This is a genomic window from Escherichia sp. SCLE84 (genome assembly GCF_012584495.1).
GTDB lineage: Bacteria > Pseudomonadota > Gammaproteobacteria > Enterobacterales > Enterobacteriaceae > ECMA0423.
Genome location: NZ_CP051430.1, coordinates 2,977,050 through 2,998,383, shown reverse-complemented (window position 1 = coordinate 2,998,383; position 21,334 = coordinate 2,977,050). Strand labels below are relative to the sequence as shown.

At 52.6% G+C, this 21,334-nt stretch carries 15 protein-coding genes; 10 read left to right on the top strand and 5 right to left on the bottom strand.

The window, feature by feature from the left end:
• Nucleotides 1-10: 10 nt before the first annotated feature.
• Entirely contained in the window at nucleotides 11-2,512 is a 2,502-nt protein-coding gene (gene ptsP / locus HGD79_RS14595; protein WP_168848431.1) for a phosphoenolpyruvate--protein phosphotransferase, read from the bottom strand.
• Between the two features lie 308 nt (nucleotides 2,513-2,820).
• On the opposite strand from ptsP, the gene HGD79_RS14590 reads away from it, so the two are divergent.
• From HGD79_RS14590 to HGD79_RS14570, 5 genes are read left to right on the top strand one after another with little or no spacing between them, the layout of a single operon-like run.
• A complete protein-coding gene (locus tag HGD79_RS14590) occupies nucleotides 2,821-3,900 on the top strand; it encodes a PTS fructose transporter subunit EIIC (RefSeq protein WP_001004442.1) in 1,080 nt (359 codons plus the stop codon).
• A 14-nt stretch (nucleotides 3,901-3,914) separates the two neighbouring features.
• On the top strand, nucleotides 3,915-4,235 hold the full coding sequence (locus HGD79_RS14585; RefSeq protein ID WP_000161265.1) for a PTS fructose-like transporter subunit IIB: 321 nt from the start codon (nucleotides 3,915-3,917) through the stop codon (nucleotides 4,233-4,235).
• Between the two features lie 50 nt (nucleotides 4,236-4,285).
• Entirely contained in the window at nucleotides 4,286-6,583 is a 2,298-nt protein-coding gene (locus HGD79_RS14580; protein WP_029488711.1) for a formate C-acetyltransferase, read from the top strand.
• On the top strand, nucleotides 6,549-7,427 hold the full coding sequence (locus HGD79_RS14575) for a [formate-C-acetyltransferase]-activating enzyme (RefSeq protein ID WP_000204101.1): 879 nt from the start codon (nucleotides 6,549-6,551) through the stop codon (nucleotides 7,425-7,427). The genes HGD79_RS14580 and HGD79_RS14575 overlap by 35 nt, the downstream gene beginning before the upstream one ends.
• Nucleotide 7,428: 1 nt before the next feature.
• On the top strand, nucleotides 7,429-7,770 hold the full coding sequence (locus HGD79_RS14570) for a PTS fructose-like transporter subunit IIB (RefSeq protein WP_000323846.1): 342 nt from the start codon (nucleotides 7,429-7,431) through the stop codon (nucleotides 7,768-7,770).
• Here HGD79_RS14570 and HGD79_RS14565 read toward each other — a convergent pair.
• The 4 genes from HGD79_RS14565 to argE all read right to left on the bottom strand — a co-directional run bounded on the left by HGD79_RS14565 (nucleotide 7,757) and on the right by argE (nucleotide 14,893).
• Complete coding sequence (locus HGD79_RS14565) at nucleotides 7,757-8,608, bottom strand: AraC family transcriptional regulator (RefSeq protein WP_000274624.1); 852 nt, start codon at nucleotides 8,606-8,608, stop codon at nucleotides 7,757-7,759. The genes HGD79_RS14570 and HGD79_RS14565 overlap by 14 nt on opposite strands.
• A 214-nt stretch (nucleotides 8,609-8,822) precedes the next feature.
• On the bottom strand, nucleotides 8,823-10,556 hold the full coding sequence (locus tag HGD79_RS14560; RefSeq protein ID WP_096147585.1) for a phosphoethanolamine transferase CptA: 1,734 nt from the start codon (nucleotides 10,554-10,556) through the stop codon (nucleotides 8,823-8,825).
• 182 nt (nucleotides 10,557-10,738) lie between these two features.
• The gene (ppc, locus tag HGD79_RS14555) at nucleotides 10,739-13,390 is read right to left on the bottom strand and encodes a phosphoenolpyruvate carboxylase (protein ID WP_001005579.1); all 2,652 of its coding nucleotides are present in this window, start codon (nucleotides 13,388-13,390) and stop codon (nucleotides 10,739-10,741) included.
• A gap of 351 nt (nucleotides 13,391-13,741) precedes the next feature.
• Nucleotides 13,742-14,893 (bottom strand): acetylornithine deacetylase, encoded by a 1,152-nt coding sequence (argE, locus tag HGD79_RS14550; RefSeq protein WP_001295506.1) that lies wholly within the window; start codon nucleotides 14,891-14,893, stop codon nucleotides 13,742-13,744.
• Between the two features lie 153 nt (nucleotides 14,894-15,046).
• Here argE and argC point away from each other — a divergent pair, with 153 nt between their 5' ends.
• From argC to HGD79_RS14525, 5 genes are all read left to right on the top strand, one after another.
• Nucleotides 15,047-16,051, top strand: coding sequence for an N-acetyl-gamma-glutamyl-phosphate reductase (gene argC, locus HGD79_RS14545; protein WP_000935370.1), 1,005 nt, complete (start codon nucleotides 15,047-15,049; stop codon nucleotides 16,049-16,051).
• A gap of 7 nt (nucleotides 16,052-16,058) precedes the next feature.
• Nucleotides 16,059-16,835 carry an acetylglutamate kinase gene (argB, locus tag HGD79_RS14540; RefSeq protein ID WP_001302318.1) on the top strand — a complete coding sequence of 259 codons (777 nt, stop codon included), beginning with the start codon at nucleotides 16,059-16,061 and terminating at the stop codon, nucleotides 16,833-16,835.
• A 60-nt stretch (nucleotides 16,836-16,895) separates the two neighbouring features.
• The gene (argH, locus tag HGD79_RS14535; RefSeq protein WP_001230081.1) at nucleotides 16,896-18,269 is read left to right on the top strand and encodes an argininosuccinate lyase; all 1,374 of its coding nucleotides are present in this window, start codon (nucleotides 16,896-16,898) and stop codon (nucleotides 18,267-18,269) included.
• Between the two features lie 497 nt (nucleotides 18,270-18,766).
• A complete protein-coding gene (gene manD / locus HGD79_RS14530; RefSeq protein WP_000690934.1) occupies nucleotides 18,767-19,981 on the top strand; it encodes a D-mannonate dehydratase ManD in 1,215 nt (404 codons plus the stop codon).
• Nucleotides 19,982-20,047: 66 nt separating this feature from the next.
• Nucleotides 20,048-21,331, top strand: a complete 1,284-nt coding sequence (locus HGD79_RS14525) for an MFS transporter (protein ID WP_000382183.1) — start codon at nucleotides 20,048-20,050, stop codon at nucleotides 21,329-21,331.
• The last annotated feature ends 3 nt before the right edge of the window (nucleotides 21,332-21,334 follow it).

The following is a 21,334-nucleotide window of genomic DNA, read 5'->3' as shown; positions in this document are numbered from 1 at the left end:
ATGTTTCCTTTTACAGTTCCAGTTCATGTTGCAGCAGGCTGGCGATAGCGTCGGTAGAGGCGGCGTTAACCAGCGCGTTACGGAATTCTTCGTGCATGATGCGGCGAGCGAGGCGCGAGAAAATGCGCATGTGCTGATCGCCCGCAGCGTGTTTGTTCAGGGTTAACATAATGATGAATTGCGCTTCATCATCGCCCCAGCGCACCGGCGCTTGCAGACGCGCTACGCTGATGGTGGATTGCTCAATGTGTTCTGATTTGCTGTGTGGAATGGCAAAACTAAAGCCCAGACCGGTAGAGAAAACGGCCTCGCGCGCCCACAAGTCGGCTTCCAGTTTACGCGGATAGCGGCAGCGCCCTGCCAGCAGCAGGTTATCGGTCATGCCTTTGAGCACTTCTTCTTTGCTGCGCCAGTCGCTTTCCAGCGTGATGCACTCGGCGGTGACCAGTGGTGCGTCCTGTTGGGTCATGCGGAATTGCGCCAGCAGATGTTCCACTTCCAGCGAAGTACGGCAGGCCATTGCCTGGTTGAGCAACTGGCGGCACTCACGGCTATCAAGTTGCGCCATTCGCGCTTTCGCCGCCGGAATTGACGGTGCGCTCATGCTGAGTTCATCCAGCCCTAAACCGACCAGCAACGGCAGCACGGAACCTTTCGCTCCCAGCTCACCGCACAGACCAATCCATTTGCCCTGGCGATGCACCGCTTGCACGGCGTAATCGAGCGCCCGCAAGAATGCCGGATTCAGGCTGTTGTAGTGACGAGTAACCTTAGCGTTATCGCGATCCACCGCCAGCAGATATTGCGTCAGGTCATTACTACCAATACTAAAGAAATCAATCTCTTCGCAGCATTGATCGATGATGAACATCACCGACGGCACTTCCAGCATAATGCCGAGCTGGATCTTCTCATCAAACGGAATGTGTTCGTTACGCAGTTGCTGTTTGGCTTCCGCCAGTTTTTCTTTCACCCATAAGATCTCTTCCATTGAAGAGATCATCGGGATCATGATTTTCAGGCTGCCGTGAGCGGAGGCGCGCAGGATCGACCGTAGTTGTGTGGTGAACAGCGAGGCGTATTCTTCATAAATACGCACAGCGCGATAACCGAGGAACGGGTTAGCTTCTGCCGGAATGTTCAGATAATCAACGGGTTTGTCGCCGCCAATGTCCATAGTGCGCACAATAATGCTGCGTCCGTTGGCAGACTCCAGCGCCTGACAAAAAATGTTGTACAGCTCGCTTTCGCCCGGTGCACTGGTGCGATCCATATAGAGCATTTCAGTGCGGAACAAACCAACGCCTTCCGCACCATTGCCGAATGCGGCCTGCGCTTCCACGGAGTGAGCGATGTTAGCGGCAATTTCAATGCGGATACCGTCAGCGGTACGGGCTTGTTGGGTCAGCCAGACACGCTGTTGCTCACGAAGGGCGTCCTGTACGCGGGCTTCTTGCTGATAATAACGAGCTACGGCTTCCCCTGGCTCAACCACAGTCGCCCCAGCGTTGCCGTCGATATAAATCGTTTGATGCTGCCACGGAGTGAGAGCATCAATATCCACACCAACCAGCGTCGGAATGTTGAACGAACGGGCAAGGATCACCGTATGTGAGGTGGTGCCGCCGCTTTTCAGTAACAATCCTTTGAGGTGATTTTTATCCAGTTCGAGGAACTGGCTGGGAGTCAGTTCATCAGCCATACAAATGGCGGGCTGCGTCAGTTTGCCCGGTGCCGGGAAGCGTTGCTCACCGTAGATTTGCTGGAGTAACTGGAAGCAGACGTCGCGTACGTCCAGGGCACGTTCTTGCAGGTAGCTGCTGCTGGAACGGGCGAACTCTTCGCAAAAGTGATTCGCGCTGGCAACAATTGCTTCGGCGCAGCTTAATCCGGCGCTGACGCCTGCCAGTAAATGTTCGCGCAGGGAAGTATCGCCAGCCAGGGATCGGTGAGCTTCCAGAATCGCGCTGGTAGCACCGTCGCTATCCAGCAGACGAAACTCAATGTTTTTCAGTACCAGCGTCAGGCCGTTTTCCAGTGCGGATTGCTCGGCGTCAACGCTTTTGGCTGCGGGAAGATTACTCAGCGCATTGAGATCTAAAGAAGAGATCGACGTCAGAATGCCGCCTGCGCTACCGCTGCACACGGTGCGGGCGCGGATAATTTGCGGATTCAGATTGGTCAATGAAACCGGCAGTGGTTCCAGTTCGTCAGATTTTACTTCCGCCAGCGGTGCGTCGCAGTGGGGGAATTCATCGCGCAGCCATTGGCTTAAACGCTGGTGCGCTTCCTGTTCGTCGGCCCCGGAAATCAGTAACTGGCAGTTATCGCCCACCAGCGTATCGGTGCCAATCAGCGCAAGGGCGCTTTTGGCGTTGCCCTTGCGGTCAGTGCGCAGGTTATGCCACTCAATTTGTGATGAAAAAGTATTACACAGCGTTTCAACGTGGCTTGCCGGACGCGCATGTACGCCGTTAGGTAGCTCACAAATAAATTCCACAATCAGGGCCATTGCCTTTCTCCCGGTACGGTTTTCTGTTTACAGGATAAGAGCGCACGGCAACGGCCTGCCATGTGACAAATCTGCCAAAAGCTGGACAAATGTAATGTAACCGTCAATTTGCGACGCGTCTCACAAGACGCCGTTTTGCAGCATGCTTCCGGGTTATCGCAAGTTATGAGGCGGATCGCATTTTTGTACTGATATTACAAAAGTCCAGTAAATGGCCTTTTTATCCACTGTTTGCTCCGCCTGCGATTGCCTATTGTTTCCTCCATCAAAAATATGGACATGGGCTTTCGCAAGCCCGGGAGCAGCTTATGAATGAGTTGGTGCAGATCCTGAAAAATACCCGTCAGCATTTAATGACGGGCGTTTCACACATGATTCCCTTCGTGGTATCGGGCGGTATTTTGCTGGCGGTTTCCGTCATGTTGTATGGCAAAGGCGCAGTGCCGGATGCCGTAGCCGATCCGAATCTGAAAAAACTGTTTGATATCGGCGTTGCAGGTTTGACGCTGATGGTGCCTTTCCTCGCCGCTTACATCGGTTACTCCATTGCAGAGCGTTCTGCGCTGGCCCCGTGCGCTATCGGTGCCTGGGTTGGTAACAGCTTTGGTGCGGGCTTCTTTGGTGCGCTGATCGCCGGGATTATCGGCGGCATCGTGGTGCATTACCTGAAGAAAATTCCGGTGCATAAAGTTCTGCGCTCGGTGATGCCCATCTTCATTATTCCTATCATCGGCACACTGATTACCGCAGGCATCATGATGTGGGGCTTGGGCGAGCCTGTAGGGGCGTTGACCAACAGCCTGACTCAGTGGCTTCAGGGGATGCAGCAGGGCAGCATTGTTATGCTGGCGGTGATCATGGGGCTGATGCTGGCGTTCGATATGGGCGGTCCGGTTAACAAAGTGGCCTATGCCTTCATGCTGATTTGCGTTGCTCAGGGTGTTTATACCGTGGTGGCCATTGCTGCCGTGGGTATTTGTATCCCGCCGCTGGGGATGGGGCTGGCGACGCTGATTGGTCGTAAAAATTTCTCCGCAGAAGAGCGCGAAACCGGCAAAGCGGCGCTGGTGATGGGGTGCGTTGGGGTTACTGAAGGGGCGATTCCTTTCGCCGCTGCCGATCCGCTGCGTGTCATTCCTTCCATCATGGTCGGTTCTGTTTGTGGTGCGGTAACTGCGGCGCTGGTCGGTGCGCAGTGCTATGCAGGCTGGGGTGGTCTGATTGTGCTGCCGGTGGTTGAAGGCAAGCTGGGTTATATCGCAGCAGTGGCTGTCGGAGCAGTGGTGACGGCTGTTTGCGTGAACGTGCTGAAAAGTCTGGCGCGTAAAAATGGGTCTTCGACTGATGAGAAGGAAGACGACCTGGATTTGGATTTTGAAATTAATTAATTGAGGAACGAGCCATGACGAAAATTATTGCAGTAACCGCGTGTCCATCTGGTGTTGCCCATACCTATATGGCGGCAGAGGCGCTGGAAAGCGCCGCGAAAGCGAAAGGCTGGGAAGTGAAAGTAGAAACTCAGGGGTCAATTGGTCTGGAAAACGAACTGACTGCGGAAGACGTGGCGAGCGCCGATATGGTGATTCTGACCAAAGATATCGGCATCAAGTTTGAAGAGCGTTTTGCTGGCAAGACCATCGTGCGCGTCAACATTAGCGATGCGGTAAAACGTGCTGACGCCATTATGAGCAAAATTGAAGCTCACCTGGCGCAAACCGCTTAAGTTCTTCTCCCGCTCGCAAGGGCGGGTTCGCTTTCCCACAGGAGTTCCTCATGACGAATCGTATCTCTCGCCTCAAAACTGCACTGTTTTCCAATACCCGTGAAATCTCGCTGGAGCGGGCGCTGCTTTATACCGCCAGCCATCGGCAAACCGAAGGCGAACCGGTGATATTGCGCCGGGCGAAGGCAACAGCGTATATCCTTGAACATGTTGAAATTTCGATTCGTGATGAAGAACTGATTGCCGGTAACCGCACCGTAAAACCGCGCGCCGGGATTATGTCGCCGGAAATGGACCCTTACTGGCTGCTGAAAGAGCTGGATCAATTCCCGACGCGTCCGCAGGACCGCTTTGCTATCAGCGAAGAAGATAAACGTATCTACCGCGAAGAGTTGTTCCCGTACTGGGAAAAACGTTCGATGAAAGATTTCATCAACGGGCAGATGACAGATGAAGTAAAAGCCGCGACCAGCACGCAGATTTTCAGCATCAACCAGACAGATAAAGGCCAGGGGCACATTATTATTGATTACCCACGCCTGTTGAATCACGGGCTGGGGGAGCTGGTGGCACAGATGCAGCAACATTGTCAGCAACAGCCGGAGAATCACTTTTATCAGGCAGCGCTGTTACTGCTGGAAGCCTCGCAGAAACACATTTTGCGTTACGCCGAACTGGCGGAAACGATGGCGGCAAACTGCACAGATGCCCAGCGTCGCGAAGAGCTGCTGACTATTGCGGAGATCTCCCGCCATAACGCGCAACATAAGCCGCAGACGTTCTGGCAGGCGTGCCAGTTATTCTGGTACATGAACATCATTCTGCAATACGAATCCAACGCCAGTTCGCTATCGTTGGGGCGCTTCGACCAGTATATGTTGCCGTTCTATCAGACATCATTAACCCAGGGCGAAGATGCGGCGTTCCTGAAAGAACTGCTCGAATCTTTATGGGTGAAATGCAACGACATCGTGCTGTTGCGCTCCACCAGTAGCGCGCGTTATTTCGCCGGTTTCCCGACCGGCTATACCGCACTGCTCGGCGGGTTAACCGAGAACGGACGTAGCGCGGTGAACGTGCTTTCGTTCCTTTGCCTTGACGCCTATCAAAGCGTGCAATTACCGCAACCGAACCTCGGCGTGCGCACTAACGCCTTGATCGACACGCCGTTCCTGATGAAAACCGCCGAAACCATTCGCCTCGGCACCGGTATTCCGCAAATCTTTAACGATGAAGTGGTGGTGCCAGCGTTCCTCAACCGTGGCGTTTCGCTGGAAGATGCGCGCGACTATTCCGTAGTGGGCTGTGTGGAATTATCTATTCCCGGCAGAACCTACGGCTTGCATGACATCGCGATGTTTAATCTGCTGAAAGTGATGGAAATCTGCCTGTATGAAAATGAAGGCAATGCTGCGCTGACTTATGAAGGTTTACTGGAGCAGATCCGCGCCAAGATCAGCCACTACATCACCCTGATGGTTGAGGGCAGCAATATTTGTGATATCGGCCATCGCGACTGGGCACCTGTACCGCTGCTCTCGTCTTTTATCAGCGATTGTCTGGAAAAAGGCCGCGATATTACCGATGGCGGCGCGCGTTATAACTTCTCCGGCGTACAGGGGATCGGTATCGCCAACCTGAGCGATTCTCTCCATGCGTTGAAAGGGATGGTTTTTGAGCAACAGCGTTTAAGTTTTGACGAATTGCTGTCGGTATTAAAAGCCAACTTTGCAACGCCAGAAGGCGAAAAAGTCCGTGCTCGCTTAATTAACCGCTTCGAGAAATACGGTAACGATATCGACGAGGTGGATAACATCAGCGCCGAACTGTTACGCCACTACTGCAAAGAAGTGGAAAAATACCAGAACCCGCGCGGCGGTTACTTCACGCCGGGATCGTATACCGTTTCTGCTCACGTCCCGTTGGGATCGGTGGTTGGCGCGACGCCAGACGGTCGTTTTGCCGGGGAACAACTGGCAGACGGCGGCTTGTCACCTATGCTGGGCCAGGACGCACAAGGGCCAACAGCGGTACTGAAGTCAGTCAGTAAGCTCGATAACACGCTGCTGTCTAACGGTACGTTGCTGAACGTGAAATTCACTCCGGCGACCCTGGAAGGTGAAGCGGGATTACGCAAACTGGCCGACTTCTTACGGGCGTTTACCCAGCTTAAGTTGCAGCATATTCAGTTTAACGTGGTGAACGCCGACACGTTGCGGGAAGCGCAACAGCGCCCACAAGATTATGCCGGGCTGGTGGTGCGCGTTGCCGGATACAGCGCCTTCTTTGTCGAACTGTCGAAGGAGATCCAGGATGACATCATCCGCCGGACAGCGCATCAGCTGTAACGTTGTGGAAACGCGCCGCGATGATGTGGCGCGCATTTTCAACATTCAGCGTTATTCACTGAATGACGGCGAGGGCATTCGTACGGTGGTCTTTTTTAAAGGCTGTCCGCATCTTTGCCCGTGGTGTGCTAATCCGGAGTCGATCTCCGGCAAAATCCAGACGGTACGCAGAGAGGCGAAATGTCTGCACTGTGCGAAATGTTTGCGTGATGCGGATGAATGCCCCTCCGGGGCGTTTGAACGGATTGGCCGCGATATCAGCCTTGACGCGCTGGAACGGGAAGTGATGAAAGATGACATTTTCTTTCGCACGTCCGGCGGCGGCGTCACGCTTTCTGGCGGCGAAGTGTTAATGCAGGCGGAGTTTGCTACCCGTTTTTTACAGCGACTGCGGCTGTGGGGTGTCTCATGTGCCATTGAAACTGCCGGAGACGCGCCGGCCAGCAAGCTGTTACCACTGGCGAAATTGTGCGATGAAGTGTTGTTCGATTTAAAAATTATGGATGCGACTCAGGCGCGGGATGTGGTGAAGATGAACCTGCCACGCGTGCTGGAGAATCTGCGTTTGCTGGTGAGTGAGGGCGTCAACGTGATCCCGCGTTTACCGTTGATCCCTGGTTTCACGCTCAGCCGGGAGAATATGCAGCAGGCGCTGGATGTACTGATCCCGCTGAAAATCAGGCAGATCCATCTGTTACCGTTTCATCAGTACGGCGAACCGAAATACCGCCTGCTGGGGAAAACATGGTCGATGAAAGAGGTGCCTGCGCCGTCGTCAGCCGATGTGACAACGATGCGCGAAATGGCAGAACGGGCCGGATTTCAGGTTACCGTGGGAGGTTAAAATGGCATACCTGGTGGCAGTAACCGCCTGCGTCAGTGGCGTGGCGCATACTTATATGGCGGCGGAACGGCTGGAAAAGTTGTGCCTGTTAGAGAAGTGGGGAGTCAGCATTGAAACTCAGGGCGCGCTGGGAACGGAGAATCGTTTAGCGGACGAGGATATCCGTCGGGCGGATGTTGCTCTGTTGATTACGGATATCGAGCTTGCCGGTGCCGAGCGATTTGAACATTGCCGCTATGTGCAATGCAGCATCTACGCATTCCTGCGTGAGCCGCAGCGGGTAATGAGCGCGGTGCGCAAAGTGCTTTCTGCGCCGCAGCAAACCCATCTTATTCTGGAGTAGTCGGTTTTTCTGTCAGTTGGCTGTGGTACTGCCGACGATATTCCGACGGCGAGCGTTCGGTGTTTTTACGAAACAGACGGCAGAAGTAGTTGCTGTCGACAAAGCCGCAGGCGTGCGCCACTTCTTTTACCTTCAGGTCATAGCCTTTCAATAACGTCTTAGCGTGCTCCAGTCGCGTGTGATTCAGGTATTCGTTAAAACCAATGGCCCCCGTTTTTTGAAACAGGTGCGAGAGGTAATTTGGCGAAATATAAAACGCCTGCGCAACAGATTCGCGGGTAAGCGCGGAGGCATAGCGTTCGTCGATATAATCGCGAATAGCTTCAAATAGTGCCTGGCTGCGTGAGGCGGTCTGGATTTGGCTGCCAAGCAAATCGCGGCAGTGGCTAAGCAGGCTGGCGACGATAAGCCTTGCCGTTTGCTGCTCCTGCGGCTGCATTTGCATTTCATTGAGCGTTTGTAGCAGAAAAGAACCTATGCGTGGGCCGCGCCGGGCGACGTGTTGCTTCGCCAGATTTTGATATTGTTTGCCATCCCATTGCACGACGCTGAAGCCGAGTTGCTGTTTGCCAAACAGCACGCTAAAGGTGGTAGCGGGTGTTTTCCATTGTGGGAAATTCCAGCCACCAGCGGCAACGTACAGCACATCGCCGGGAACTAACGTTGCTCCAGCGCCGGTATCAACAAACTCACCTTCCAGCACAATTTCCAGCCGTGGAAAATCGACCTGATACGCAAGATCGGGCACCGGGCCGTTACTGCTGGCAAAGTAAATCTGGCGCAGGGACAGCGGGCCGTTGATCAGGCGGGAGAGCAGATAGCTGACGTCGTGATACATGTTATTCCCTTAGGTATGTAGACGGGAAAACAGTAACTGGCATTATTAAAAAAGGCCACCTGAAAAGTGTGGCCTGAGGGGAGTTCGATGTAAACATTGCGGCAGTTGTATTGCCGGATGTGGCGTAAACGCCTTATCCAGCCTACCGCCGCGATCTGTAGGCCGGATAAGACGCGTCAAGCGTCGCATCCGGCAAATAGCGCCTGGCTGATAATTACTGATTACCCACCTGATCGCCATACGGCAGTGTGTCGTAATCGATCAGCGCGTTTTTCTTGTACGGGTTACCAATCCAGCGGGTAGTTTCTTTGAACTGCGGATTCACCACTGAACGGGTTGGATCGTAACCGTCGTAAGATAAGCCCGCCAAATCTGACCAGGTGTGGATCAGTTCCGCCAGGCTGTATTTACGATCGACATCCTGTGAGAAATCACGGGGATGAGTCGCTTGCCATTTTTCCGACGTCCACAGCAGGAACGGAATGGTGTACATATGACGCGTCGGGTTGTCCTCATTACGCCCCTGGGTTTTATGAGGCGGCGTGTCGTAAACCTCTTCACCGTGGTCAGAGAAATAAACCAGGAAACCGTTCGGGTTTGCTGCTTTAAAGTCTTTAATCAGGCTGGCAACCACATGATCGTTATACAGGTTAGCGTTGTCATAATCGTTATATGACTCCAGCTCTTCCGCGTTTAATCCAGGCGGAACATGATCGGTATTGCCATCAAACTTGCCCTGATTTTCCGGGTAGCGGTATTTGTATTTGATATGCGTACCCAGCAGATGAACGATGATCAGTTTCTTCGGCGCAGGGTCATTCAGCACATCCTGGAACGGCTTCAGCACGTTGGTGTCGTATTCACGCGCACTCTGCGTACGTTGCTGGTTCATGTAGTACTGCTTGTCGGTCTGGCGCGAAAATACCGTCAGCATGGTATTGCGGGCGGTCATCGTCTGCTGGTTGGTGATCCAGAAGGTTTTATAACCCGCCTGTTTCATCATGTTCATCAGCGACGGCTGCGTCAGATACAGGTCCGGGTTCTTTTCATTGGCAAAGGTCAGCGCCTGTTGCAGGATTTCAATGGTGTACGGACGAGACGTAACCACGTTATTAAACACGGTCAGATTCGGATCGGTTTTATGCAGCGCATCCAGCTCCGGCGTGGTTTCACGCGGATAACCGTACAGACTCATGCGTCCACGCTGGGTTGACTCGCCAATCACCAGCACTAAGGTGCGCGGTTCGTTACCCGATTCATCTTTGAAATTAGCCAGCGGCGGCAAGGCATTATTTTCATTCAGTAGCTTTGTTAGCGAGTTTAGTTGCTGACGATACTGATAATAGCCGGTCAGGAATTGCCACGGTGCGGCAGGCTCCATACGCGAGGCCAGGTTATCCAACGTTTTCTCAAACGGCTTGTTTTTGATAAACGTATTCATGGCGATTGGATGCAGAATCAAGCCATAAAGCAGGGCAAAAGAGACAATATAACGCCACGGCTTTGGAATATAGACCGGGCGCAGACGTGTCCACAGCAGAACTGCCATTGCCGTATAGGCCAGCGCGATAAGCACAATTTTCAGGCTGAAATACTGGCTTAAATACTCGCTGGCTTCGTTGGTGTTGGTTTCGAACATCACAAACAGAACGCTCTGCGAGAACTCCTGCCCGTAGATGACGTAGTAGCATAGCGCCGCCAGAGAGGCCGCCCATAGCACCACGCCGATTACTGCGGCAATAATTTTAATCCGCTTCGGAAAGAGGAATACCGGGATCAACCACAGCGAGCTGAATAACAGCGAGTCGCGAATGCCGTTGGTGCCACTATAACCACTGATGTAAATAATGGCCTGTAGCAGAGTAGAGAAAAACCAAAAGTAGAGCAGTGCCCAACCCAGGGCTTTCCAGCTAAAAAGGGGTTTAGCCTGGACTTCTGTGGAATGCATAGTAAGAACCTGTCTTGAAAAAAATATCGCCGAATGTAACGACAATTCCTTAAGGATATCTGAAGGTATATTCAGAATTTGAATAAAATGCAGACAGAAATATATTGAAAACGAGGGTGTTAGAACAGAAGTATTTCAGAAAACCCTCGCGCAAAAGCACGAGGGTTTGCAGAAGAGGAAGATTAGCCGGTATTACGCATACCTGCCGCAATCCCGGCAATAGTGACCATTAACGCTTGTTCGACGCGAGGATCCGGTTCCTGGCCTTCTTTTTCTGCCTGGCGGGAGCGGTGCAGTAACTCGGCCTGCAATACGTTCAGCGGGTCGGTGTAAATATTCCGTAGCTGAATAGACTCTGCAATCCACGGCAGATCGGCCATTAGATGGGAATCGTTGGCAATCGCCAGCACCACTTTGATGTCTTCTTCTTGCAGGTTGCGTAACTCTTTACCTAACGGCCACAGTGCTTTGTCTACCAGGCGTTGGTCATAGTATTCCGCCAGCCACAGGTCTGCTTTGGCGAAGACCATCTCCAGCATGCCGAGACGCGTCGAGAAGAATGGCCAATCGCGGCACATGGCTTCCAGCTCGCTCTGTTTGCCATCTTCGACCACTTTTTGCAGCGCCGTACCTGCACCCAGCCAGGCGGGGAGCATCAGGCGGTTTTGCGTCCAGGCAAAAATCCACGGTATGGCGCGCAGCGACTCGACGCCGCCGGTTGGGCGACGTTTCGCCGGACGTGAACCCAACGGCAGTTTGCCCAATTCTTGTTCCGGCGTAGCGGAGCGGAAGTAAGGCACAAAATCTTTGTTTTCACGTACGTAGCCACGGTAGAGATCGCAGGAGATGACTGACAGTTCATCCATAATGCGACGCCAGCTCTCTTTCGGCTCAGGTGGTGGCAGCAGGTTGGCTTCCAGAATCGCCCCGGTGTACAGCGACAGGCTGCTGACGGTGATTTCTGGCAGACCATATTTAAAGCGGATCATCTCGCCCTGTTCAGTCACGCGCAGGCCACCTTTCAGGCTTCCTGGCGGTTGTGACAGCAGCGCCGCATGAGCAGGTGCGCCGCCGCGACCAATGGAACCGCCGCGACCGTGGAACAACGTCAGCTCAATACCCGCTTTTTCGCAGGTTTTGATTAATGCATCCTGTGCCTGATATTGCGCCCAGGAAGCTGCCATCACTCCCGCATCTTTTGCTGAGTCGGAATAGCCAATCATCACCATCTGTTTGCCCTGAATCAGGCCACGATACCAGTCAATATTGAGCAGCTGGGTCATGACATCGTTGGCGTTGTTCAGATCATCGAGGGTTTCAAACAGCGGAGCAACCGGCATCGCAAACCCGATACCCGCTTCTTTCAGCAGCAGGTGGACAGCCAGTACGTCGGACGGCGTTTTCGCCATCGAGATCACGTAGGCGGCAATGGAGCCTTGCGGCGCTTCGGCAATCACCTGGCAGGTATCGAGCACTTCGCGCGTTTCGGCGCTTGGTTGCCAGTTGCGCGGCAGAAGCGGACGTTTGGAGTTCAGTTCGCGGATCAGGAACGCCTGTTTGTCGGCCTCTGACCAGCTTTCGTAGTCGCCGATACCGAGGTAGCGGGTCAGCTCGCCCAGCGCTTCGGTATGGCGGGTGCTCTCCTGACGGATATCAATACGGACCAGCGGTACGCCGAAACATTTCACGCGGCGCAGGGTGTCGAGCAGATCGCCGTTGGCGATAATACCCATGCCACACGCCTGAAGTGACTGGTAGCAAGCGTAGAGCGGTTCCCACAGTTCTTCGTTTTGTGTCAGCAGCCCTTCTGGTTTTGGCAGTTCTTCGCCTTTCAGGCGCGCTTCCAGCCATGCCTGTGTCGCCATCAGGCGAGAACGCAGGTTTTTCATCAGATAGCGATACGGTTCTGCGGCACCTTCTTCGCCAACCAGCGCCAGCAGTTCAGGGGTCGCTTCAACCATCGACAGTTCAGAAACCAGCACCTGAATATCTTTCAGGAACAAATCGGTGGCTTTCCAGCGGCTGAGTAGCAGGACGTGGCGGGTGATATCGGCAGTGACGTTCGGGTTGCCGTCGCGGTCGCCGCCCATCCACGAAGTAAAACGGACCGGAACAAATTCGACGGGCAGTTTGTAGCCGAGGTTCTCTTCCAGTTGTTCGTTCAGTTCGCGCAGGTAATTTGGTACGCCTTGCCACAGGCTGTTTTCCACTACGGCAAAGCCCCATTTGGCTTCATCTACCGGGCTTGGACGCAGCTTACGGATTTCATCGGTATGCCATGACTGGGCGATTAACTGGCGCAGGCGACGCATCAGCTGGTTGTGTTCGTAGTCAGCGATATCTTTGTTATCGAGCTGTTTTAAGCAGGCGTTCACTTCCACCATTTTGTGGATCAGTGTACGACGGGTAATTTCGGTAGGGTGAGCCGTGAGGACCAGTTCCAGCGACAGCGATTCCACTGCTTTTTTGATGGTGTCTTCGCTCAGTTCCGGCTGGTTTTTCAGTTTACGCAGGGTGCGGGCGATCACTTCCGGGTTGCTGGCAGCTTCGCCTTTCGGCGAAATGCTGTGGTATTGCTCGGCGGTGTTGGCCAGGTTCAGGAACTGACTAAACGCACGCGCAACGGGCAGCAGCTCGTCGTTCGACAAATTTTGTAAGGTGGTGAGTAACTCCTGGCGGTTAGCATCATTGCCAGCGCGTGAAGATTTGGACAACTTACGGATAGTTTCTACGCGTTCAAGAATGTGTTCTCCCAACGCATCCTTGATGGTTTCTCCCAGCACTTTGCCGAGCATACTGACATTACTACGCAATGCGGAATATTGTTCGTTCATATTACCCCAGACACCCCATCTTATCGTTTGATAGCCCTGTATCCTTCACGTCGCATTGGCGCGAATATGCTCGGGCTTTGCTTTTCGTCGTCTTTTATAAAGCCACGTAAAAGCGGTGACGTCAAATGCTGCGAAATCGCTTCAGCAAACGAATAAATAGCAGGAATTTACGTCATTAAATTCACGACGCTTTAAATAAGCGTAACTTATGGAAATGTTAAAAAATCGCCCCAAGTAACACCAAAGGTGTAGGTCGGATAAGATGCGCAAGTATCGCATCCGACATTATTGCGGCACTGGAGTTTGACAACAGTGCCGGATGCGGCGCGAGCGCCTTATCCGGCCTACGTTTTAATGCCAGCAAAAATGGTGAATTACCTGGGTTATCAGTTCGCGGGTGGGCTTGATAAACCGTGTTTCCAGATATTCATCAGGTTGATGAGCCTGATTAATTGAGCCAGGCCCCAACACCAGCGTCGGGCATAACGTTTGAATAAACGGCGCTTCGGTACAGTAGTTCACCACTTCGGTCTTTGCTCCGAGCAATTTCTCAACTACTTCAACCAGTTGATGATTCGGTGGGCATTCATAGCCAGGGATCGGCGGATGCAGCTCGTCGACCGTCAGACGACCCGGCCAGCGTTCGCTCACCGGAGCCAATGCATCGTTGAGCAAACCATTAAGTTCATTGAGTGTCATGCCAGGCAGCGGACGAATATCCATATGCAACTCACAGCAAGCGCAAATACGGTTAGAAGCGTCGCCACCGTGAATATGCCCGAGGTTGAGCGTAGGGTATGGCACGGTAAACGCTTCGTAGTGATAACGTTCTTTCAGGTTATCGCGCAATTGCAAAATATGCCCGATGGCGTCGTGCATTAGTTCGATAGCGTTAACTCCGCGTGCTGGATCGCTGGAGTGCCCCGACTGGCCCTGAATACGGATGGCGTTAGAGATATGACCTTTATGTGCGCGTACCGGTTGTAGTGACGTCGGTTCGCCAATGATGGCGCAATCCGGGCGCAGGGCGGTAGTTTCGGCAAAATAACGCGCTCCGGCCATACTGGTTTCTTCATCAGCAGTCGCCAGAATGTAGAGCGGTTTTTTCAGTTTCGTGACGTCGACATCGCGTAGCGCATCAAGGATAAACGCAAAAAAGCCTTTCATGTCGGCGGTGCCTAAGCCGTAAAGCTTGCCGTCATGCTCCGTCAGTGTAAACGGATCGCGCGTCCAGCGACCGTCATCAAATGGCACCGTATCGGTATGCCCCGCCAGCAACAAGCCGCCAGCCCCCTGTCCGCAACTGGCCAGCATATTAAATTTGTTGCGAGTTCCTGGAACAGGCTGCACTTCCACATTGAAGCCCAAATCTTTAAACCAGTCCGCCAGCAGAGTGATTAAATCTGCATTGCTTTGATCGAGTGCCTCTTCCGTGGCGCTTATTGAAGGTGTGGCAATCAGAGCGCGGTAAATCTCGATAAATGGCGGTAATTTGTTTTTCATTGTTGACACACCTCTGGTCATGATAGTATCAATATTCATGCAGTATTTATGAATAAAAATACACTAACGTTGAGCGTAATAAAACCCACCAGCCGTAAGGTGAATGTTTTACGTTTAACCTGGCAACCAGACATAAGAAGGTGAATAGCCCCGATGTTGAATACGCTGATTGTGGGTGCCAGCGGCTACGCTGGCGCAGAGCTAGTGACCTATGTAAATCGCCATCCGCATATGAACATAACCGCTTTGACTGTTTCAGCGCAAAGCAATGATGCGGGAAAGTTAATCTCCGATTTGCATCCGCAGCTAAAAGGCATCGTTGATCTGCCGTTGCAGCCGATGTCGGATATCAGCGAGTTTAGCCCAGGGGTGGACGTAGTGTTTCTCGCCACCGCCCATGAAGTTAGCCACGATTTAGCGCCGCAGTTTCTTGAAGCGGGCTGCGTGGTGTTCGACCTTTCCGGCGCGTTTCGTGTTAACGACGCCACCTTCTATGAAAAATATTACGGCTTTACCCATCAATACCCGGAACTGTTGGAACAGGCAGCCTACGGTCTGGCGGAGTGGTGCGGTAATAAATTAAAAGAAGCGAATTTGATTGCGGTGCCGGGCTGTTATCCGACGGCGGCACAGCTGGCGCTGAAACCGTTGATTGATGCCGATCTTCTTGACCTCAATCAGTGGCCGGTGATCAACGCCACCAGCGGCGTGAGCGGTGCAGGGCGTAAAGCGGCCATTTCAAACAGCTTTTGTGAAGTTAGCCTGCAACCGTATGGCGTCTTTACTCATCGCCATCAACCAGAGATCGCCACACACCTCGGTGCTGACGTTATCTTCACCCCACATCTGGGCAATTTCCCGCGCGGCATTCTCGAAACCATTACCTGCCGCCTGAAATCGGGTGTGACCCAGGCGCAAGTCGCGCAAGTGTTACAGCAGGCGTATGCCCATAAACCGCTGGTGCGGCTGTATGACAAAGGCGTTCCGGCGCTGAAAAATGTCGTTGGGCTGCCATTTTGCGATATCGGGTTTGCCGTTCAGGGCGAGCATCTGATTATTGTGGCGACCGAAGACAACTTACTGAAAGGCGCGGCGGCACAAGCGGTACAGTGCGCCAATATTCGTTTCGGCTATGCGGAAACGCAGTCTCTTATTTAAGGGTGCAATGATGAATCCATTAATTATCAAACTGGGCGGCGTACTGCTGGATAGTGAAGAGGCGCTGGAACGTCTGTTTAGCGCACTGGTGAATTATCGTGAGTCACATCAGCGTCCGCTGGTGATTGTGCACGGCGGCGGTTGCGTGGTGGATGAGCTGATGAAAGGGCTGAATCTGCCGGTGAAAAAGAAAAACGGCCTGCGGGTGACGCCTGCTGATCAGATAGACATTATCACCGGAGCACTGGCGGGAACGGCAAATAAAACCCTGTTGGCATGGGCGAAGAAACATCAGATTGCGGCCGTAGGTTTGTTTCTCGGTGACGGCGACAGCGTCAAAGTGACCCAGCTTGATGAAGAGTTAGGTCATGTTGGACTGGCGCAGCCAGGTTCGCCTAAGCTTATCAACTCCTTGCTGGAGAACGGTTATCTGCCGGTGGTCAGCTCCATTGGCGTAACAGACGAAGGGCAACTGATGAACGTCAATGCCGACCAGGCGGCAACGGCGCTGGCGGCAACGCTGGGCGCGGATCTGATTTTGCTCTCCGACGTCAGCGGCATTCTCGACGGCAAAGGGCAACGCATTGCCGAAATGACCGCCGCGAAAGCAGAACAACTGATTGAGCAGGGCATTATTACTGACGGCATGATAGTGAAAGTGAACGCGGCGCTGGATGCGGCCCGCACGCTGGGCCGTCCGGTAGATATCGCCTCCTGGCGTCATGCGGAGCAGCTTCCGGCACTGTTTAACGGTATGCCGATGGGTACGCGGATTTTAGCTTAAGTTTTGTTGGCCGGAGGCGCAGCTTTCCGGCATTGAATTTCAAAATAAGGAAACAGAGTTATGGCACTTTGGGGCGGGCGTTTTACCCAGGCAGCAGATCAACGGTTCAAACAATTCAACGACTCACTGCGCTTTGATTACCGTCTGGCGGAGCAGGATATTGTTGGCTCTGTGGCCTGGTCCAAAGCCCTGGTCACGGTAGGCGTGTTAACCGCAGAAGAGCAGGCGCAACTGGAAGAGGCGCTGAACGTGTTGCTGGAAGATGTTCGCGCCAGGCCACAACAAATCCTTGAAAGCGACGCCGAAGATATCCATAGCTGGGTGGAAGGCAAACTGATCGACAAAGTGGGCCAGTTAGGCAAAAAGCTGCATACCGGGCGTAGCCGTAATGATCAGGTAGCGACTGACCTGAAACTGTGGTGCAAAGATACCGTTAGCGAGTTACTGACGGCTAACCGGCAGCTGCAATCGGCGCTGGTGGAAACCGCACAAAACAATCAGGACGCGGTAATGCCAGGTTACACTCACCTGCAACGCGCCCAGCCGGTGACGTTCGCGCACTGGTGCCTGGCCTATGTTGAGATGCTGGCGCGTGATGAAAGCCGTTTGCAGGATGCGCTTAAGCGTCTGGATGTCAGCCCGCTAGGCTGTGGCGCGCTGGCGGGAACGGCCTATGAAATCGACCGTGAACAGTTAGCAGGCTGGCTGGGCTTTGCTTCGGCGACCCGTAACAGTCTCGACAGCGTTTCTGACCGTGACCATGTGTTGGAACTGCTTTCTGCTGCCGCTATCGGCATGGTGCATCTGTCGCGTTTTGCTGAAGATCTGATTTTCTTTAACACCGGCGAAGCGGGGTTTGTGGAGCTTTCTGACCGCGTGACTTCCGGTTCATCATTAATGCCGCAGAAGAAAAACCCGGATGCGCTGGAGCTGATTCGCGGTAAATGCGGTCGGGTGCAGGGGGCGTTAACCGGCATGATGATGACGCTGAAAGGTTTGCCGCTGGCTTACAACAAAGATATGCAGGAAGACAAAGAAGGTCTGTTCGACGCGCTCGATACCTGGCTGGACTGCCTGCATATGGCGGCGCTGGTGCTGGACGGCATTCAGGTGAAACGTCCACGTTGCCAGGAAGCGGCTCAGCAGGGTTACGCCAACGCCACCGAACTGGCGGATTATCTGGTGGCGAAAGGCGTACCGTTCCGCGAGGCGCACCATATTGTTGGTGAAGCGGTGGTGGAAGCCATTCGTCAGGGCAAACCGCTGGAAGATCTGCCGCTCGACGAGTTGCAGAAATTCAGCCCGGTGATTGACGAAGATGTCTATCCGATTCTGTCGCTGCAATCGTGCCTCGACAAGCGTGCGGCAAAAGGCGGCGTCTCACCGCAGCAGGTGGCGCAGGCAATTGCTTTTGCGCAGGCGCGGTTAGAGTAATTTGTTTATATTGCTCCCCTGAAAATGGGGAGCTTACCACGCCTACAAAGTGCGACACTTCGTAGGCGGATAAGGCGTTTACGCCACATCAGGCAGAAATTTGTCAGCATTCTGGTGAGCTTAAATTTAACGCCCAACCAGAACCATTATTTGTCACATTCCTTTTTATCATTGTGTCTTCTTTACCTTCACACTCCCCATAAAAATCATATTTTCAATACATCAATCAATACATATTTTAATTAATTGAATATAATTCATTTCTATTGTTGTGCTTATTTTTAATGATTAATGGAGTTTGTTATGTGATTATTTAACGTGTTGTTTTAACGATGGTGGTTAATTATTCAGGTGGTTTTTGAGGGTATTTTTTCTCCTCGGCGGAAATTTTTATTTTTAATGTGATCACGGTTGAATAATCGCTCTTTCTCTCTTGTATGGTAGTAGGCGTAAAATTAAGTTTGAAGCGTCTATTTACAACACAGGAGATTGCAATAATGAAAATTATTGCTGCAGATGTTTTTGTTACTTGCCCAGGGCGTAATTTCGTTACGCTTAAAATAACCACTGAAAGCGGACTTTGTGGATTAGGAGATGCCACGTTAAATGGTCGCGAATTGTCGGTCGCTTCTTATCTGAAAGATCATCTTTGTCCACAACTAATTGGCCGCGATGCCAGCCGTATCGAAGATATCTGGCAATTCTTTTATAAAGGTGCTTACTGGCGACGTGGCCCCGTCACGATGTCAGCCATTTCTGCCATTGATATGGCGTTGTGGGATATCAAAGCTAAAGCGGCAAATATGCCATTGTATCAACTGCTTGGTGGTGCTTCTCGTGAAGGCGTGATGGTTTATTGCCACACCACCGGGCGGACGATTGATGAAGTCCTTGAAGACTATGCAAAGCACCAGCAGATGGGCTTTAAGGCGATTCGTGTGCAGTGCGGTGTACCGGGTATGCAAACTACTTATGGCCTGGCGAAGGGCAAAGGCCTGGCGTATGAACCGGCAACCAAAGGCCTGTGGCCAGAAGAGCAGTTGTGGTCTTCAGAAAAGTATCTCGATTTTACGCCGAAGTTATTTGAAGCGGTGCGTAATAAGTTCGGTTTTAACGAACATCTGTTGCATGACATGCACCATCGCCTGACCCCCATCGAAGCGGCGCGCTTTGGGAAGAGCATTGAGGATTACCGCCTGTTCTGGATGGAAGATCCGACGCCTGCAGAGAACCAGGAATGTTTTCGTCTGATTCGCCAGCATACCGTGACGCCGATTGCGGTCGGTGAAGTGTTTAACAGTATCTGGGACTGCAAGCAGTTAATCGAAGAGCAGCTGATTGACTATATTCGCACGACGATCACCCATGCAGGCGGCATTACCGGGATGCGGCGGATTGCCGATTTTGCATCGCTTTATCAGGTACGTACCGGTTCGCATGGCCCTTCAGATTTATCGCCTGTTTGTCATGCGGCGGCGCTGCATTTTGACCTATGGGTACCAAATTTTGGCGTTCAGGAGTACATGGGCTATTCCGAACAAATGCTTGAAGTTTTCCCGCACAGCTGGCGCTTCGAGGAAGGTTATATGCACCCAGGCGATGAACCGGGGCTGGGTATTTCTTTCGATGAGAAACTGGCGGCGAAATATCCGTATGACCCGGCGTATCTCCCCGTCGCACGACTGGAAGATGGCACATTGTGGAACTGGTAATAACGGTTCGCTTAATGATTTTCTGAATAGTCATCAAATCGATTAATTCCGCTCAAGGAGCTAAAAATGGACGTTGATGTGTCAACCAGTGTTGCGGGTAATAAACCGCAACGGATTCGTCGTATTCAGACAGTGACCCTGGTTTTATTATTTATGGCGGGGATCGTTAATTTTCTCGACCGTTCGTCATTGAGCGTGGCAGGTGAAGCGATTCGTGGCGAGTTAGGATTATCGGCGACAGAGTTTGGTGTTTTGCTTTCTGCATTTTCTCTGTCTTATGGTTTTTCACAACTACCTTCCGGTATTTTGCTAGACCGCTTTGGCCCACGAATTGTTTTAGGCGCAGGCTTAATATTCTGGTCATTAATGCAGGCATTAACAGGAATGGTTAATTCTTTTAGCCACTTTATTTTAATGCGTATCGGTCTGGGTATTGGCGAAGCGCCATTTATGCCTGCGGGAGTAAAGTCGATCACCGACTGGTATGCACAAAAAGAACGCGGCACGGCGCTGGGGATTTTTAACTCATCTACCGTTATCGGTCAGGCTATCGCGCCTCCTGCTCTTGTATTGATGCAGCTGGCATGGGGCTGGCGGACGATGTTCGTTATCATCGGCGTGGCAGGGATTCTGGTTGGGATCTGTTGGTACGCGTGGTATCGCAACCGGGCGCAGTTTGTCCTGACTGACGAAGAACGGACGTATCTCTCCGCGCCGGTTAAACCGCGTCCACAGCTGCAATTTAGCGAGTGGCTGGCGCTGTTTAAGCATCGGACAACCTGGGGGATGATTTTAGGTTTCTCTGGCGTCAATTATACCGGTTGGCTCTACATCGCGTGGTTACCCGGTTATTTGCAAGCCGAGCAAGGTTTCAGTCTGGCGAAAACCGGTTGGGTGGCGGCGATTCCTTTCCTCGCGGCGGCAGTCGGGATGTGGGTTAACGGTATTGTTGTCGATCGACTGGCGAAAAAAGGCTACGACCTGGCGAAGACGCGTAAAACGGCTATTGTCTGCGGTTTGATGATGTCGGCATTAGGCACGTTGCTGGTCGTGCAATCTTCCTCGCCAGCCCAGGCGGTAGCGTTTATCTCAATGGCGCTATTCTGCGTGCATTTCGCTGGAACGTCTGCATGGGGGCTGGTGCAGGTGATGGTGTCAGAAACAAAAGTGGCTTCCATCGCCGGGATTCAAAACTTTGGCAGTTTTGTTTTTGCTTCCTTTGCTCCGATCGTAACCGGTTGGGTAGTGGATACCACACACTCGTTTAATCTGGCGTTGGTTATCGCGGCCTGTGTGACGTTCACCGGGGCGCTGTGTTACTTCTTTATTGTCAAAGATCGCATTGAGTAATCG